General features: G+C 60.8%; 11 protein-coding genes and 1 tRNA gene. 9 read left to right on the forward strand and 3 right to left on the reverse strand.

Going from position 1 to position 16,485, the window contains the following annotated elements; translation table 11 throughout:
- Positions 1 to 162: 162 nt before the first annotated feature.
- Positions 163 to 1,617, reverse strand: a complete 1,455-nt coding sequence (locus J0O65_RS13255) for a S41 family peptidase (protein WP_215407384.1) — start codon at positions 1,615 to 1,617, stop codon at positions 163 to 165.
- Positions 1,618 to 1,983: 366 nt separating this feature from the next.
- Here J0O65_RS13255 and J0O65_RS13260 point away from each other — a divergent pair, with 366 nt between their 5' ends.
- The 3 genes from J0O65_RS13260 to J0O65_RS13270 all read left to right on the forward strand — a co-directional run bounded on the left by J0O65_RS13260 (position 1,984) and on the right by J0O65_RS13270 (position 6,757).
- A complete protein-coding gene (locus tag J0O65_RS13260; RefSeq protein ID WP_215407386.1) occupies positions 1,984 to 2,205 on the forward strand; it encodes a hypothetical protein in 222 nt (73 codons plus the stop codon).
- 205 nt (positions 2,206 to 2,410) lie between these two features.
- Positions 2,411 to 4,495 carry a M13 family metallopeptidase gene (locus tag J0O65_RS13265; protein ID WP_215407388.1) on the forward strand — a complete coding sequence of 695 codons (2,085 nt, stop codon included), beginning with the start codon at positions 2,411 to 2,413 and terminating at the stop codon, positions 4,493 to 4,495.
- A gap of 183 nt (positions 4,496 to 4,678) precedes the next feature.
- Positions 4,679 to 6,757 (forward strand): M13 family metallopeptidase, encoded by a 2,079-nt coding sequence (locus tag J0O65_RS13270; protein ID WP_353056192.1) that lies wholly within the window; start codon positions 4,679 to 4,681, stop codon positions 6,755 to 6,757.
- A gap of 139 nt (positions 6,758 to 6,896) precedes the next feature.
- Here J0O65_RS13270 and J0O65_RS13275 read toward each other — a convergent pair whose 3' ends face one another.
- A complete protein-coding gene (locus J0O65_RS13275) occupies positions 6,897 to 7,460 on the reverse strand; it encodes a c-type cytochrome (RefSeq protein WP_070313075.1) in 564 nt (187 codons plus the stop codon).
- A 199-nt stretch (positions 7,461 to 7,659) separates the two neighbouring features.
- Between J0O65_RS13275 and J0O65_RS13280 the strand changes: the two genes are divergently transcribed.
- The 3 genes from J0O65_RS13280 to J0O65_RS13290 all read left to right on the forward strand — a co-directional run bounded on the left by J0O65_RS13280 (position 7,660) and on the right by J0O65_RS13290 (position 10,091).
- Positions 7,660 to 7,735, forward strand: a tRNA-Arg gene (locus J0O65_RS13280).
- Positions 7,736 to 8,275: 540 nt separating this feature from the next.
- Complete coding sequence (locus J0O65_RS13285) at positions 8,276 to 9,448, forward strand: GNAT family N-acetyltransferase (protein ID WP_215407390.1); 1,173 nt, start codon at positions 8,276 to 8,278, stop codon at positions 9,446 to 9,448.
- A 13-nt stretch (positions 9,449 to 9,461) separates the two neighbouring features.
- Complete coding sequence (locus tag J0O65_RS13290) at positions 9,462 to 10,091, forward strand: GNAT family N-acetyltransferase (RefSeq protein WP_215407392.1); 630 nt, start codon at positions 9,462 to 9,464, stop codon at positions 10,089 to 10,091.
- Between the two features lie 19 nt (positions 10,092 to 10,110).
- On the opposite strand, the gene J0O65_RS13295 is transcribed toward J0O65_RS13290, so the two are convergent.
- Positions 10,111 to 11,073, reverse strand: coding sequence for a polysaccharide deacetylase family protein (locus tag J0O65_RS13295; protein WP_215407394.1), 963 nt, complete (start codon positions 11,071 to 11,073; stop codon positions 10,111 to 10,113).
- Positions 11,074 to 11,383: 310 nt separating this feature from the next.
- Between J0O65_RS13295 and J0O65_RS13300 the strand changes: the two genes are divergently transcribed.
- The 3 genes from J0O65_RS13300 (at position 11,384) to J0O65_RS13310 (ending at position 16,473) form a co-directional block, all read left to right on the forward strand.
- Entirely contained in the window at positions 11,384 to 14,041 is a 2,658-nt protein-coding gene (locus J0O65_RS13300; protein WP_215407397.1) for a TonB-dependent receptor, read from the forward strand.
- Between the two features lie 113 nt (positions 14,042 to 14,154).
- Complete coding sequence (locus tag J0O65_RS13305; protein ID WP_215407399.1) at positions 14,155 to 15,507, forward strand: MFS transporter; 1,353 nt, start codon at positions 14,155 to 14,157, stop codon at positions 15,505 to 15,507.
- A 24-nt stretch (positions 15,508 to 15,531) separates the two neighbouring features.
- The gene (locus J0O65_RS13310; protein ID WP_215407401.1) at positions 15,532 to 16,473 is read left to right on the forward strand and encodes a glycoside hydrolase family 43 protein; all 942 of its coding nucleotides are present in this window, start codon (positions 15,532 to 15,534) and stop codon (positions 16,471 to 16,473) included.
- Positions 16,474 to 16,485 lie beyond the last annotated feature (12 nt).

Genomic DNA, 16,485 nt, shown 5'->3' on the forward strand with positions numbered 1-16,485 from the left:
CAAATTTGGCAATCGGCGTGGCGCCGATAAGTGAAGCAAATTTTACACAAACGAGCTCGACATTAGAGAGTTTCGTGTCGCGGGGCAGGGGGAAGTGTGGCGGAAGATTGATTTTTGTCGCGGGGACGGGGTAACGGGGGGCATTACGCCCCCCTTAGCTACTTACTTCTTCTGTTCTTTCTGGACGTCGGCTTGCACCACCACCGGTTCGGCCTTGGCCAGTTGCACCGGCAAGCCCTTCAGGTGGTTCAGCGCCTGATGCAATTGGAAATCATCCTTGCTGCCAAATTCCAGCGGCTTGCGGGTCTTTTCCAGGGCGATGATGCGCAGCTGCTCTTCCATCTCGTCGTTGACGGGCGCCGCCTTGGCGCCGTTGTTGGCAATCCCCTGGTCGCGGTCGTTGCTCAGGTGCTTGGTCAGGTCCGCTTCGCGGATGCGCAAGCCGTTCAAGCCGTCGCCGTCCGCATTCTCGTCGACCAGCAGGTCGGGTACGATGCCCTTGGCCTGGATCGAGCGGCCGTTCGGCGTGTAGTAGCGGGCCGTCGTCAGCTTGACGGCCGTGTCGGCCGTCAACTGGCGGATGGTTTGCACGGAACCCTTGCCGAAGGTTTGCGTGCCGATGATGGTGGCGCGCTTGTAGTCCTGCAGGGCGCCGGCGACGATTTCCGAGGCCGAGGCCGAACCCGTGTTGACGAGCACCACCAGCGGCACCTTCTTGATGGCGGCCGGCAATTTCGCCAGGGCGTCGCCTTCCGAGCGGAAGGTATAGTACTCGGCGCGGCCGTAGAACACCTGTTTCGAGTCCGGCAACTGGCCGTTGGTCGAGACGATGGCCGCGTCCTTCGGCAAGAAGGCGGCCGAGACGCCGATGGCGCCCTGCAGCACGCCGCCCGGATCGTTGCGCAGGTCCAGCACCATGCCCTTGAGATTCGGGTCTTGCTTGTACAGCGCCGTGATCTGCGCGGCCATGTCGTCGACGGTCGGTTCCTGGAATTGCGCCACGCGCAGCCAGGCGTAGCCCGGCTCGACCATCTTCGCCTTCACGCTCTTCTGGTGGATTTCCTCGCGCGTGATGGTGAAGGCCAGCGGCTGCGGTTCATCCTTGCGGGCAATCGTCAGCGACACCTTGGTGCCCGGTTCGCCGCGCATGCGCTTGACGTTGTCGTCCAGGCTGACGCCTTTCACGGGCTGGCCGTCGAGGCGGGTGATCAGATCGCCGGACTTGATGCCGGCGCGGTAGGCGGGCGAATCCTCGATGGGCGAGACGATCTTGATATAGCCGTCTTCGCTCAGGCCAATTTCAATGCCCAGGCCGACGAACTTGCCTTCGGAGCCTTCGCGCAGTTCCGCGTAGGCTTTCTTGTCCAGGTAGGCGGAATGCGGGTCGAGCGAGGCGACCATGCCGGCAATGGCGTCTTCCAGCAGTTTCTTGTCTTCCACCGGTTCGACGTAATCGGACTTGATCAGGCCAAACACATCGGCCAGCTGGCGCAGCTCTTCCAGCGGCAGCGGCGGTTCGACGGTTTTTTGCGCCATGGCGGAAAATTGCAGCGACACGGCGACGCCGGCCACCACGCCCAGGCCGATCAAGCCGGTATTTTTGAGTTTGCCCATCATTGCACCTTTGCAGCTAGCGTGTCTTGCACAAGCGCCAGTCCCCGTGGAGCGGCGCTTTCCTGAAAGTATAGACCTGAATCTCTGCCGGCGTGGGCCGGCCGTGGAAAAAGCGTGCCTGGACCCAGTCTACGCGCGAAAACGGGCTCTCCAGCTTGCCATATGTTGCGGTTTTGTATGCGATGTATGGTTGTTCTTGAGGGGAGTAAGCATTTGTAAGAGTCGAAAAAAAGCGTGTGCGGCGGCCCTATAGTGGACTCGCATTCTCGACCCGAAGTGGTTTTGCCTGCGTCTTCGGACGCAGGCTTTTTTTATCCGTGGGCGCAGTCGCATTTACACTGGCGCTTCTTCCTTGGCAGCAGATAAAAAATGTTAACTGATGTGCAGGCACGTGCCGCGCTCACAGCGCTGATTGAAAAGTATCTGCGGGGGCGGGATCCTGATGCCGGCCTGCTGATCGACATCGTTCAAGATCCGTCACGGCAAGTGCCGATTAGGGGCGTGCTCGAAGATATCGGGCGGTTCAACAACACGCAGTTCACGCAACGGGAGCTGGCGCTGATCGACGACCTGCTCTATTTGTATGGATAAACGCTCCATGCGCTGTTTCTGCCCGCGCCATGCTCACCGGACCCCTTGAGCCTGGCCGAACTGAGCGGCGATTCACGGGCGGTCCGGGGGCAAGGATGGTCAAATGGCATGGTCGCGTGCTACATTCCTGCAGCGCCTGGCGCGGCAGGCTATCCGCCCGCAGCTATCCGCCCGGTCTTTTTGACATGCCCCATAAGGACAATCCGTGAATCGCTATCTCTTGAGCAGTCTGACCCTGACCCTGTTGGCTGCGTTTGCCCATGCCGCCGAACCCGTATCCGCAGCTGCCGCCCCGACCGTGGCGCCCGGTGTCGCACCTTCCGCGCCTGCCGCCGCCGGCGTCGTTTCCGGCATCGACGTGCAGTACATCGACCCCGCCGTGCGCGTGCAGGACGACTTCTTCACCCATTTGAACGGCAAGTGGCTGGCCACGGCCGAGATTCCGGCCGACAAGTCGAGCTGGGGTTCGTTCGCCAAGCTGCGCGATGACACGACGCCACAATTGCGCGGCATCATCGAAGCCACGCAACAAGATAAAAACAAGAAGGCCGGTTCCGAAGCGCAGAAAATCGCCGACCTGTACGCCAGCTACATGGATGAAGCCAGGCTCGAGTCGCTGGGCACGAAGCCGCTGGCCGGCGAATTGAACCGCATCCGCTCGCTGCGCGACAAGAAGGGCGTGCCGGCCCTGATCGCCCACCTGAGCCAGACGGGCGTATCGACCCCGTATGCCGTCTACGTGGGGCAGGATGCGCGTGCCTCGACCAAATATGCCGCGTACGTGAGCCAAAGCGGCCTGGGCATGCCGGACCGCGACTATTACCTGGAAGCCAAGCAGGCGGGCGTGAAAGAAAAATACCAGGCGCACGTGGAAAAAATGCTGGCCATGGCGGGCGACAAGAACGCCGCCGCCCGCGCCAAGGCCGTGGTCGCCCTGGAAACGGCCCTGGCCGAAGTGCAATGGACCAAGGTCGAGAACCGCGACCCGGTGAAACGCTACAACAAGACCGATCTCGCCAAACTGAACGACCTGACTCCCGGCTACGACCTGAAGTCCGGCCTGGCCGCGCTGGGCATCGCCAACAAGGTCGATTACGTCATCGTCAACCAGCCGAGCTACCTGGCCGGCTACAACAAGGTGCTGGCGTCAAGCGACCTGGACACCCTGAAAGCGTATTTCGAATGGCAGTTGCTGCGTAGCTATGCCAGCTATCTGTCGAAAAACTTCGTCGATGAAAGCTTTGCCTTCTACGGCACGGTGCTGAGCGGCGTGACGGAAAACCAGCCGCGCTGGAAGCGTGGCGTGGGCGCCGTCGAAGGCGTGCTGGGCGAAGCCGTCGGCAAACTGTATGTCGCGCAATATTTCCCCGCGGAGCGCAAGGCGCACATGCAGGAACTGGTGAAAAACGTGCTGGCCGCCTACAAGGACAGCATCGACACCCTGGACTGGATGAGCCCGGAAACCAAGAAGGAAGCGCAAGCCAAGCTGGCCAAGTTCACGCCGAAGATCGCGTATCCGAACGTCTGGCGCGATTACACGAAGCTGCAGATCGTCCAGGGCGACCTGGTGGGTAACATGATGCGTGCGGCCAATTTCGCTTCCGCGCGCCAGGTGGCCAAGCTGGGCAAGCCGATCGACCGCGAAGAGTGGGGCATGACGCCGCAGACGGTGAACGCCTATTACAGCTCGACGATGAATGAAATCGTCTTCCCCGCGTCCATCCTGCAGCCACCGTTCTTCGACGCCAACGCGGACGACGCCGTCAACTATGGCGCCATCGGCGCCGTCATCGGCCATGAAATCAGCCATGGCTTTGACGACAAAGGCAGCCAGTCCGATGGCGACGGCAACCTGCGCGACTGGTGGACGCCGGCCGACCGCAAGAACTTCGCCGCCAAGGCCGACGCGCTGACCAAGCAATACGACGGCTACAGCCCCTTGCCTGGCTACCACGTCAATGGCGCCCTGACCCTGGGCGAGAACATCGCCGACAACTCGGGCGTGGCGATCGCCTATAAAGCCTATAAAATCTCGCTGGGCGGCAAGCCGGCCCCGGTGCTCGACGGCTTGACCGGCGACCAGCGCTTCTACATGGGCTTTGGCCAGGTGTGGCGCAGCAAGATGCGCGAAGCGCAGCAGATCGTGCAGATAAAGACCGACCCGCATTCGCCGGGCCAGTACCGCGCCAACGGCACCATGGTCAACCAGCCTGGCTTCTATGAAGCGTTTGGCGTGAAACCGGGCGACAAGATGTATGTCGCCCCGGAAAACCGTGTGATCATCTGGTAAACCCTGCCTGGATGAAAACGTAATCCTGTAACAACAAAAGAGGCCACCTTGCGTGGTCTTTTTTGCATTCCGGCCAAAGTTCTTTCTGTCATTTCGGCCGGTATGCTACAGTCAAAAACCGGGCCAGAAGCCCTGGGCCTTCTGACCCTTATATTTCCACACCATACAATATAGAGGACAACCGTGAATCGTTATTTGTTAAGTGCATTGACCCTGAGTTTGCTGGCCGGCGTGTCCGGCATGGCTGGCGCCGCTGACACGGCCAAGAAAGCCGCCGCCGCTCCCGCCACGGCCGCCGTCGCCGGCGCGGCGCTGACCTCCGGCATCGCCATCGAATACGTCGATCCTGCCGTGCGCGCGCAGGACGATCTGTTCCAGCACCTGAATGGCAAATGGCTGGCGGAAACGGTGATTCCTGCCGACAAGTCGAGCTGGGGCAGCTTCGCCAAGCTGGCCGACGATACGCAAACGCAGCTGCGCGGCATCGTCGAAGGCGCGGCGGCCGACAAGGCCCGCGCGGCCGGTTCGAATGCGCAGAAGATCGGTGATTTTTATAACAGCTTCATGGATGAGGCCAAGCTGGAAAGCCTGGGCCTGACACCCTTGAACGCGGAACTGGCGAAGATCGCCGCGCTGCAGGACAAGGCGGAATTGCCGGCCGTGATCGCCCACTTCAGCAAGCTGGGCGTGACTTCGCCTTACGACTTCGGCATCCACCAGGACGCCAAGGATTCCACCAAATACGTGGCCGACATCGTGCAAAGCGGCCTGGGCTTGCCTGACCGCGATTACTACCTGGAAGCGGGCAAGGCCGACACGCGCGCCAAATACCTGGCCCACGTGGAAAAAATGCTCAGCCTGGCCGGCGACGCGAACGCTGCTGCCAACGCCAAGGCTATCCTCGCGCTGGAAACGGAGCTGGCCAAGGCGCAATGGAGCAATGTGCAGAACCGCGACCCCGTCAAGACCTACAACAAGGTGGAGCTGGCGAAACTGGCCGCCGTGGCGCCCGGTTACGACTGGGCCCGCTACCTGAAGGACACGGGCATCGCCGGCAAGGTCAATTACGTGATCGTCAGCCAGCCCAGCTACCTGAAAGGCTTCGCCGAGATCGCCAACAAGACGTCGCTGGAGACGTGGAAAGCGTATTTCCAGTGGCACTTGCTGCACGCTAACGCCGGCTACCTGCCGAAAGCGTATGTCGATGAAAACTTTGCCTTTTATGGCACCACCCTGACGGGCGTGACGGAAATGCGTCCGCGCTGGAAACGCGGCGTGGGCGCCGTCGAAGGCGCGCTGGGCGAAGCCGTGGGCCAGCTGTACGTCGAGCAATACTTCCCGGCCGAGCGCAAGGTGCGCATGGAAGCGCTGGTGAAAAACCTGATGACGGCCTACAAGCAAAGCATCGACAAGCTCGACTGGATGAGCCCCGTCACCAAGAAACAGGCGCAGATCAAGCTGGCCAAGTTCACCACCAAGATCGGCTATCCGAACAAATGGCGCGATTACTCGGGCCTGACGGTGGCGCCGGACGACTTGATCGGCAACATCCAGCGTTCGCACTTGCTCAACTACAACCGCGAATTGAACAAGCTGGGCCAGCCTATCGACCGCGACGAGTGGGGCATGACGCCGCAGACCGTGAACGCCTATTACAACCCGGAACTGAACGAAATCGTCTTCCCGGCCGCCATCCTGCAAGCGCCGTTCTTTGACGCCAAGGCGGACGACGCCGTCAACTATGGCGCCATCGGTGGCGTGATCGGCCATGAAATCAGCCACGGCTTCGACGACCAGGGCGCCCAGTACGACGGCGACGGCAACCTGCGCGACTGGTGGACCAAGGCCGACCATAAAAACTTCGCCAAGAAAACCAAGCAATTGGTGGCGCAGTACAACAGCTTCAGCCCCGTTCCTGGCCACTTCGTCAACGGCGAACTGACCCTGGGCGAGAACATCGCCGACAATTCCGGCGTGGCGATCGCGTATAAGGCGTATAAATTGTCGCTCAATGGCAAGAAAGCCCCCGTCATCGACGGTTTCACGGGCGAGCAGCGCTTCTACGCGGGCTTTGCCCAGGTCTGGCGCATGAAGATGCGCGAAGCGCAGCAACTCGTGCTGCTGAAGACGGACCCGCACTCGCCAGGCCAGTTCCGCGCCAACGGCACCATGCGCAACCAGCCCGGCTTCTATCAAGCCTTCGACGTGAAACCGGGCGACAAGATGTACCTGCCACCGAAAGACCGCGTCATCATGTGGTAAGACGGTTGTTGGCAGCGTAAGTTGCCGCCGCCCCGCGCAAGCCGGGCGGCTTTTTTGCGTCGTGTGATCCGGCACAAACTGCGGGTAAAAAAAAAACCGCCCTGGCGGGCGGTTCCTGGAGACGGGGGGGCTGCGCTGCTTACTTGGCCGGTTCCGCCGCTGGTGCGCTAGCGCCGTCAGCGGCTGCGGCCGGCGCCGGCACTTCCGGTTCCTTGAACTTGCCGCCCGACGCGTTGGCGATGTAGACGACGGCGCGCGCCACTTCCACATCGTCGAGGTCGGGATTGCCGCCCTTGGCCGGCATGGCGCGCAAGCCTTCGATCGCGTGTTTCAGGACCGTATCGTAGCCCTGGGCCAGGCGGGCCGACCAGCTGCCCGCGTCGCCAAATTTCGGCGCGCCGGCCACGCCGGCACCATGGCAAGCCACGCAGGTGGCCGTGTAGACGGCTTCGCCGCTTTGCAGCACTTTCGGACCGCTGGCATCCTTGAAGGTAAAGCCGGCGTTGGCGACGGGACTCAGGCGCTCGGCGATGGCTTCCGGCGACTGGCTGTCCGTACCGGCGCCCGTCAGTTTCTGCGCCGTGACGAACTGCACCAGCAAGATGATGCCGATGACGGTGACGAGGAAGAAGCCCGCTACGGCGGCAAGCAATTGCTTAGGCGTTTTGATCGCTGATTGTTGTTCGTTATGTGCGTCGCTCATGATGTCCTTAGTCCAGATTTGAAACTGATGGCCGTGTAAGGTAGCATTTTTACATGCTTGTATGTAAACCTTTATGAAACCCACAATTATAGGCACAAAAATTGAGCAGTGACATGCAATTGCCAGCGATACGACAGTTTCCGTAGACGTAGGTAAAGAAAAACGGTATCCTTCGCATCACTTCAGAAATTCCCCCTACGCGGCTGTAGCTCAGTGGATAGAGTATTGGCCTCCGAAGCCAAGGGTCGTGGGTTCGATCCCCGCCAGCCGCACCATCACATCAAGCACTGACAAAAACACTCAACATTTCGTGATGACCCGAACCCGGTCAACGACTGGTCGGCCTGACTGAAACCGGGTGTCGGCTAGCGCCGCAGCCTGGCTTGCCATCATCGCGCGGGCCTCGGCAAAGGTGATGGCGATCGGCTGCTTTTGACCTATGCCTCTCGGACCTCACAAGAACCGTTGGCCGCACTTCGGTAAGTGTTGATGCTTATCAACAGCGTACAGGAGCCGCCATGATAGTAAGGTGTTCTCAGCCCTGTTCGCGCGCGCCATGAAAATACCGCATCGCGAGACGGGCCGCATTTGTTCTCCCTGCGGTGGCAAGTATGGCCTTCAGGCATTTTTCCAGCCGGGGTCGAAGCAAGGACCGATGGATCCTGGAACAAGCATCGCCTGGCCGACGGGGGACTTGAATATGCATCAAGAGTGCCATATTGACAAGTTGATGACGGGCGAGGCATCCTGCATGTCGCCGGCACCTGATGTTACCCGTGTTGTAACAATACGGCCGGACAACTATGAATGCTGATATGGAAACAACTCCGTCGTCTCCAGCTTCGGTCAGCGCATCGGATATTTGCTTCGAATGGCTGCAACTGCCGCGCGATCTCGGGCGCGTGCGTGGGCTCGACGATCACCTCGCCGTGGTGCTGCGCGCCTTGCTAGGCGAGGCGGCCGCCGCTGCGGATGGGCTGGTGCCGGTCATTGCTGGCATGTACGCCGGCAAAACCGTGGTGCTGGCGCATTGTTTTGAGCAACTGGCCAGCCTGCCGCTCCGGCTGGGCGAGAAAATCTTGTGGGAACCGACGTTGCCGGCACTGCGTTTGTCGCCGATTGCCCAAGATGGCATTCGCAGCGATGCCGACGCGCGCGCGCTCCTTGCTTTTCTGCACGCCAGTGCGCCGAAGCGTGCGCTGGTATTGACGGAAGCGGACACCGAAGGTCACCTGTTTCGGGCGGTGATGCAAATGGATGAAAAAGCCTTTTTGCTGGCTCGCAACGAACCTGACACCCATCTGTTTCACCGCTTTGGCGACAGTTATGAGGCGTTTTTCAAGCAGCGTAGCAGCAAGTACCGTAACCAGTTACGCAAGAATGACAAGGTGTTTGCAGCGTATTTTCTCGGCGAAACACAGGTTCGCGAATACCGTAAGCCGGGCGAGGTGGCTGAGTTCCTCACGGCGGCGAAAGCCATCAATCGCAAGACCTATCAATTCCGCATGTTCGGCGAAACGGTCGACGATGATGCCGCCAGCGTCGCGGCTGCGTGTCTGGATGCCGAGGCGGGCAACTTCCGTTCATTCATCCTGTGGCATGACGGCCAGCCTGTCTGCTTCGTGCTTGGCCGACAGCGCGCCAATGGGATGTTCGAGTATCGCAAGACCGGTTTCGATCCGGCTCGGCGCGATGGCGAGCCTGGCATTCAGACGACCAAGCTGATGTTGCACATGCTGTATGCAGACGACAAGCCCTGTTTGATCGATTTCGGCAGCGGCGATTCCTTCTTCAAGCGATTGTTTTCGAATGAAGCCAAAACCACGGTCAGCCCGATGGTATTGCCGCGCATCGCGCGTTTCCGCCTGGCGGCGGGATTGTATGAGACGAGCACCGCGTTGAACACCGGTGCGATCCGCGTGCTGGAACGCACCGGCGCCAAGAGCGCGCTCAAGCGCATGCTGCGCCGTGGCGGGTCGTCCCCATGAAAGGAGCACTCTGATGAAGGCGCTTGTCCACCGTCTTGCCGTGGAATGCCGCCATCGCGGACCCGTCGGCTTTATCCAGTTCATTGCCCTGCGCCTGGTGCAATGGCGCGGCGACGTGCTGTATGAATGCGATCTGCGCGCTGCGCGAGCGGGCGGCGCGGAACAAGGCAGGACGATCGTGACAGTCGACCGGAATAATGTCGGCAGCGAAGCAAGCCGCCACGTCGAAGACCGTATCCTCGCCGGCGGGAATCATGTGTATGCCGATGCGCTGAGGGCTGACGCCGTCATGCTGGCAGCCCTTGATGAAGGACAGGTGGCCGGTTATGCCTTCATCATCCACGCATCCTTCTACAAGCGTATCCTTGGTGAAACCGACGCCACGCCCATGATTTGCAATTGCCACACCTTTCCAGAATACCGTGGGCAGGGCGTGTATCCGATGCTGTTAGCCGCCGCCTGTCGTCATCTTGCGGCCAGCGGATACACGCGCGTGATCATCACCTGCGCGCCCGACAACCTGTCGTCGGTGCGCGGTATCGAGAAAGCCGGGTTTCGAAAAGTGAAGACTCTTCGCAGTCTGATTTTGTTCGCCCGCTGGATCGCCAGCCAGCGCGAAACGCTGCCAGTGCCGACCCGATAAAAATCAAGCCATCCGACGCTCACCGAAACCGGATGCGCGCAGCCTGCTGCAGCATGCGCAGGCCGGTACGGTACAGCGGCGACACCAGCGGCGACGGCTGGCGCGGCGGGGCGTTCGGCACCAGGCCATGGAAGCCGGCCGAACGGAAACTGTCGCGGTTCTTGTCGAGGAACGCGCACACTTTGCGAAAACGGTCCAGTACCACGGGGTCGACCCGATCCTTGGCAGGATTGAGCAATTCGAAACTGTGCGCCAGCAGCACGAACGCGCTGCGTCCCGCTGCGAGCGCCTGCCACATCAGCGCTTCGATTTCGCCGAACGAGCACGACGTCAGCTGCACATGGCGCAGCGCCTTGGTGCCGTCGTCGTACACCGTCATCGGGTATTCATGCACGCCCTCACAAGCGGCAGGCTCGGTCATGAGGATACCGGGCATCACGCCGCTGTCGGGGCCGAACATCGACGCATTGTAGCTGCTGTCGAAGGCGATCGCATTTTCCGCCAGTGCCAGCAAGGTATCGCGATTGAAGCCAAAACTGCCGGCGCGGAAGGCATTCACGGGGCGCGCACCGGCAGCGTACAGCATGGCGGCGCCTTGCGCGATCAATTGGGACTGTTCGTCGCGCGAAAAATAGCGCAGATGCTGGCGCTTGGCGCCCACGTCGGGCAGCAGTGGCCGGGTTGCCTCGTCCACCCACTCGGTATGCAGGTGCAGCTGGACTTCCTGGCCGGCGCCCTCGATCAGGCCGACGATATCGGCCAAGGCCTGGGCGCCGAAGCGCGCCGAGAACAAGGGCTCGACAAAAAATACGCCGGTCAGGCCGTGATCGTTCAACACCTTCAGTTGATAGGGCAAGCCAAAATCGCCGCGGGGCGTGGGACCGTGAATGTATTTGCGGTAAGCGGCCGGAAATTCTTCGTCGATATTTTGCCACCCGTCGCACCAGATCTCGACATCAACCGTAAGAAAAACATCCAGCATTCTTACTCCTTGTTGACTGCAATATTGACAATATACCATCGTACTTGAAGTCAATCTGAGTCACAAGGAAATAACTTTTCATCAAATCAGTCCGCAAGGCATGCTGCATGGACCGGTGGCAAATTTGTCGATTAGGCCTGCCTTTGTCGGTTTACAAGCGCCCAAGTGCTCCAGCCGCCGATATCAAAATTGATATCGAAACAGGGGAAAATTTGATTGGATAGATTATCGCCCAGCCCCTAAGATAAACGCCGAACATGCGAACGACATGCAAGCGGTATAAAAATATCAATATAATATCTGGAGATTCATGATGCGCCACGCCACCGGCCCGCTCGCGGCCACTTTCCCTCGTCCATTCACCTTGAAGGCAGCCGTTGCGGCATTGGCCGGTATCGGCCTGCTGAGCACGGCTTCGGTCTGGGCGCAAGAGGCGGTGGCGGCCGACGCCGTTGCCGAGCCTGCCTCGGAAGTGTCGGTCGTGACCGTCAGCGGCGTGCGCCGCTCGGCGCAGAATTCGCAGCAGATCAAGATGCGCTCGGATCAGGTCATCGATTCCATCGTCGCCGACGACATCGGCAAATTTCCGGACAATAACGTGGCCGAAACCCTGGCGCGCATTTCCGGCATCCAGATCCGCCGCGATTCGGGCGAGGCCAGCGCCGTCATGATCCGCGGCTTGCGCGATGTCACGACCCTGCTCAACGGCCGCGAACTGTTCACCACCACGGGCCGCTACGTCAACCTGGCCGACATTCCCGCCACCATGCTGCAGCGCGTGGACGTCTACAAGTCGCAGGGCGCGGACCAGGTCGAAGGCGGCGTGGCCGGCATCATCGACGTGCGCACGAATCGCCCGTTCGATTTCAAGGAGTTGACGGCCAGCGTGAACGCGCGCGCCGTCTACAGCGACAAATCGAAAGCCACCGACCCGAACCTCAGCGGCATGCTGGCGAACCGCTGGAAGACGGGCATCGGCGAAGTGGGCGCGCTGCTGGGCCTGTCGCAGCAGCAGCACCGCTACCACGAAGAACGCGCGTTCAATACGGCGCCGGTGGACAAGAGCTACTTTTCGCCGGGCTTGACGGCGCCGGATCAGGTGGGCTTGCTGCCGATCAAGGGCGACCGCCGCCGCAGCACCGCCAATGCCGTGCTGCAATGGCGTCCGAACGCCGACGTCGAGCTGTACGCGGAAGGCATGGCCACGCGCTTCCTCCTCGATGCCGAGTCCGATTACTTTGTCGGCTTGCCGTGGTGGGGCACGCCCGTGTCGGCAACAAGAATTCCCGGCACCGACCAGCTGCAAACGCTCACCTCGACCAACGTCAACACCATCATGTCGACGCAGGCGAACAAGAACGAGACGAAGACGCACCAGTTTGCCGTCGGCGGCTTGTGGGACATCAACCCGGAATGGCGTTTCACGTCGGAAGTGGCCAGCACCAAAAGCAGCTATACCTGGCGCAACCCGATTCTCGACGCCATCACGCAAGTGCCGAACGCCACCATCAATACCAACCAGAACGGCACCCTGCACGTCGATTACACGGGCATCGATTTGCAAGACCCGTCGAATTACTACTTGAAGGGCTTCTTCGACCGCTACGGCCGGGACCAGGGCAGCTCGAACGATGTGCGCGCCGACCTGGCGTACACGCCGGGTGCGGGCGGCATCTTCAAGGAAATCAGCGTCGGGGTGCGCGGCGTCAAACGCGAAGCCGAATCGATCAAGAGCTTCGAGGGCAATGCGGAAGCACCGGACGTGTCCGGCGCCGCGTTTCCGTTCAGCCGCCAGAGCGTGACGTCGATTCCCGGCTTGAATTGCCTGTCGGAACCGATGTCCAGCGGCGGCCCCGACTATGGCTTGAAGCAGTGGTACACGCCGTGCGCCAGCTTCCTGCTCAATAACACGGGCACCGTGCGCCAGGCCGTCACGGGCAGCAGCGCGGCGCGCGCCATGGACCCGGGCTCCTTCTTCAAGGACACGGAAAAGACGTATTCCATCTACACGAAGGCAAAGGTCGCCTTCAAGCTGGCTGACTATCCCGTTGACGGTACTCTGGGCGTGCGCGTCGTGCGCACCGAGCAAAGCCTGCAAGGCAACAGTTCGCAGGATGGCGTCTACACGCCCGTCATCAGCGACACGGCCAGCACCGACGTGTTGCCGAGCGTGGCGCTGAAAATCAAGCTGCGCGCCGACCTGGTCGGCCGCTTCGCGGCGGGCCGCACCATCAGCCGCCCCGGCTTTGCCCAGCTGAATCCGGGCGTGGCCCTGGTCAACTCGACGGAAACGGTGAAGGCGACGGGCGCGGGCGGCAATCCGAATTTGAAACCGGTGACGGGCGACAATGTCGACGCCGCGCTGGAATGGTATTTCGCGCCGGCCGGTTCCGTGACGGCCACCGTGTTCCACCACAAGTTCGACGGCTATATCCAGCAACGCATTGCCAGCGAAACCATCGCCGGCAAGAGCTATGACGTGGACCGCCCGTACAACACGGCCGCCGGCAAGCTGCAAGGCCTGGAAATCGGCTACCAGCAGTTCTATGACGGCTTGCCGGGTATCTTGAGCGGCCTGGGCCTGCAGGCGAACGGCACCTACATGAGCGGCACCACCGACGACGAGACGGGCAGCCATGCCATCACGGGCGTGTCGCGCTATGCCTACAACCTGGTCGTGCTGTATGAAAAAGACGCCTGGTCTGGCCGCCTGGCCTACAACTGGCGCTCGACATTCATCGACAGCTACAACCAGGGCGGCCCCGGCTTCGACTTGAAAGTGGCGCCGACGGCCCAGCTCGACGGTTCGCTGTCGTACAAGCTCAACGACCAGTTCACCGTGACCCTCGATGGGAATAACTTGCTCGATACCAAGTTCAAGGATTACTGGAATACGCCGGGCGTGTATGCGCGCGATACGCGCCGCTATGACAGGACAGTTGGCGTATCACTGCGCTGGAAAATGTAAGTCGAGCATCTCGTAGCAATCAGAGTAAGGGCGTTGTCATGGTTTCGGCCGGCAACGCCCCTGTCAGTTGGGCAGTCACGCACGATTCATCATCAAAAGAATGGACGGAAAGCATGGAGACGCAAAAATTATCCACCGTTGAAAAGGTCGGCTTCGGCGCCGGCGACATGGCGCTCAATGTCGTCATCTCGTCGATGATGTTGATCATCACCTTTTTCTATACCGATATCTATGGCTTGAAAACCACCGACCTGGCCCTGCTGTTCGTGGCCGTGAAAGTCATCGGCGCCATCGCCGACCTGGTCATGGGCCAGATCACCGACCGCTACAGTTTTGCCTCGGGCCGCTACCGTCCGTATTTGCTGTGGCTGGCCGTGCCGTATGGTGTCAGCGTCTTCTTCGTCTTCAGCACGCCCGAGTGGCAGTATGACGCCAAGCTGGTCTGGGCATATTCCACATATATCCTGATGACGATCATGACGGCCGGCGTGGGCATCCCCTACATTTCCCTGATCAGCGGCCTGACCAGCGACCCGCAGGAGCGCCTGTCGGCCAACGGCTATCGCCTGTTCTTCGCCAAGATCGGCGCCTTCATGGTGACCATCGTCGTGCCCATCCTGTCGCAGCGCTGGGGCGGCGGCAACCCGGCCGCCGGCTACCAGGCGGCGATGGCCGTGATGGCCGTCATGGGCGTGGCCCTGTTCCTGTTCTGCTATTTCTCCACCACCGAGCGCGTCGTGCACGTGGTGGAAAAGCAATCGTTGCTGGCACAGTTGAAAGTGCTGCTGCGGAACGACCAGTGGCTGGTGCTGTGCGGCGTGTGCGTCACGGGCACCATCGGTTACGTGGTGCGCGGCTCCGTCGCCATTTATTACGCGAAATATTATCTGGGCGGCGGCACGGAAACGGTGGCCGCCTTCCTGACCACGGGCGTGGTGGCCGCCATCCTGGCCATGATCGCCTCGACCTGGATCACCAAGTTCTATTGCAAGGTAAAACTGTTCCGCTACACGCAGATCGGCGTCGCGCTGATCAGCGCGGCCATCTATTTCCTTGTGAAGCCGAGCGACACCGTGCTGGCCTTCGCCCTGTATTTCCTGCTGTCCTTCGTGGTGGACTTGCACGCGCCCGTGTTCTGGTCGGCCATCGCGGAAACCATCGATTATGGTCAAGTCAAGACGGGCAAGCGCGTCTCCGGTTTCGCCTTCGGCGGCATTTCCGTCTGCCAGAAGGCGGGCATGGCGGTGGCCGGTGGCCTGGTGGGCGTGCTGCTCGCGTATTTCGACTACCAGCCCAACCATGAGCAAACGCAATTCGCCCTGAACGGCATCGCCCTGATGCTGTCGATCATCCCCGGCTTCTTTCACTTGCTGATGGGCTTGCTGATGTTCAAGTACCGCATCAGCGATGAATACTACAGCGGCGTGAAGGTCGAGATGCACAAGCGCGGCTACGTGGCCGCGTAAGAATCATTGAATGGAGTAAACAACATGGCAGACATCTTGAAACCGCTGATCGAACAGCGTGCCGACCCGCACATTTACCGCCACAGCGATGGCTATTATTACTTTACGGCCTCCGTGCCGCAGTACGACCGCATCGAGCTGCGCCGCGCGGACAGCATCGCCGGCCTGGCCGACGCGCCTGCCGTCGACGTGTGGCACAAGCCGGACACGGGCCCGTACAGCGAGCTGGTGTGGGCACCCGAACTGCACTTCAACCAGGGCGCCTGGTATGTGTATTTCGCCGCCGCGCCCAGCCGCCAGATCAAGGACAAATTGTTCCAGCACCGCATGTATGCGATCCGCAATACGAACGCCAACCCGCTGGAAGGCGAGTGGGAATTCATGGGACAGATCGACACGGGCATCGACACCTTTTGCCTGGACGCCACCACGTTCGAGCACGACGGCGTGCTGTACTACCTGTGGGCGCAGAAAGATGTGGCCATCGAAGGCAATTCGAACCTGTATATCGCGCCGATGGCCACGCCATGGCAGCTGGCCGGTCCGCCCGTGATGCTGAGCAAGCCGGAATTCGACTGGGAAATCCGCGGCTTCTGGGTCAACGAGGGCCCGTCCGTGTTGAAACGCAATGGCAAGATATTCATCAGCTATTCGGCCAGCGCCACCGATGAAAACTATGCGATGGGCTTGCTGTGGGCCGACGCGTCCGCCGATTTGCTCGACCCGTTCTCGTGGAGCAAGTCGCCCGAGCCCGTGTTTGCCACCTGCTACGAGCACGGCATCTACGGCCCCGGCCACAACAGCTTCACGACGGCCGGCGAAGACGTATTGCTGGTGTACCATGCCCGCACCTACACGGAAATCGTCGGCGACCCGCTGTGGAATCCGGATCGCCACACCTTCGTCAAACCGCTGCGCTGGGATGCGCAGGGCATGCCCGTGTTTGGCCGTTCATCGACCCTGTAAAACCTGGACCCG

Source organism: Janthinobacterium sp. JC611, assembly GCF_018682595.1.
Classification (GTDB): domain Bacteria; phylum Pseudomonadota; class Gammaproteobacteria; order Burkholderiales; family Burkholderiaceae_D; genus Janthinobacterium.

Coding starts and splice junctions, on each gene's coding strand:
- J0O65_RS13255 (WP_215407384.1), bottom strand. CDS start 1,617: ATGATGGGCAAACTCAAAAATACCGGCTTGATCGGCCTGGGCGTGGTG.
- J0O65_RS13260 (WP_215407386.1), top strand. CDS start 1,984: ATGTTAACTGATGTGCAGGCACGTGCCGCGCTCACAGCGCTGATTGAA.
- J0O65_RS13275 (WP_070313075.1), bottom strand. CDS start 7,460: ATGAGCGACGCACATAACGAACAACAATCAGCGATCAAAACGCCTAAG.
- J0O65_RS13285 (WP_215407390.1), top strand. CDS start 8,276: ATGGAAACAACTCCGTCGTCTCCAGCTTCGGTCAGCGCATCGGATATT.
- J0O65_RS13290 (WP_215407392.1), top strand. CDS start 9,462: ATGAAGGCGCTTGTCCACCGTCTTGCCGTGGAATGCCGCCATCGCGGA.
- J0O65_RS13295 (WP_215407394.1), bottom strand. CDS start 11,073: ATGCTGGATGTTTTTCTTACGGTTGATGTCGAGATCTGGTGCGACGGG.
- J0O65_RS13300 (WP_215407397.1), top strand. CDS start 11,384: ATGATGCGCCACGCCACCGGCCCGCTCGCGGCCACTTTCCCTCGTCCA.
- J0O65_RS13305 (WP_215407399.1), top strand. CDS start 14,155: ATGGAGACGCAAAAATTATCCACCGTTGAAAAGGTCGGCTTCGGCGCC.
- J0O65_RS13310 (WP_215407401.1), top strand. CDS start 15,532: ATGGCAGACATCTTGAAACCGCTGATCGAACAGCGTGCCGACCCGCAC.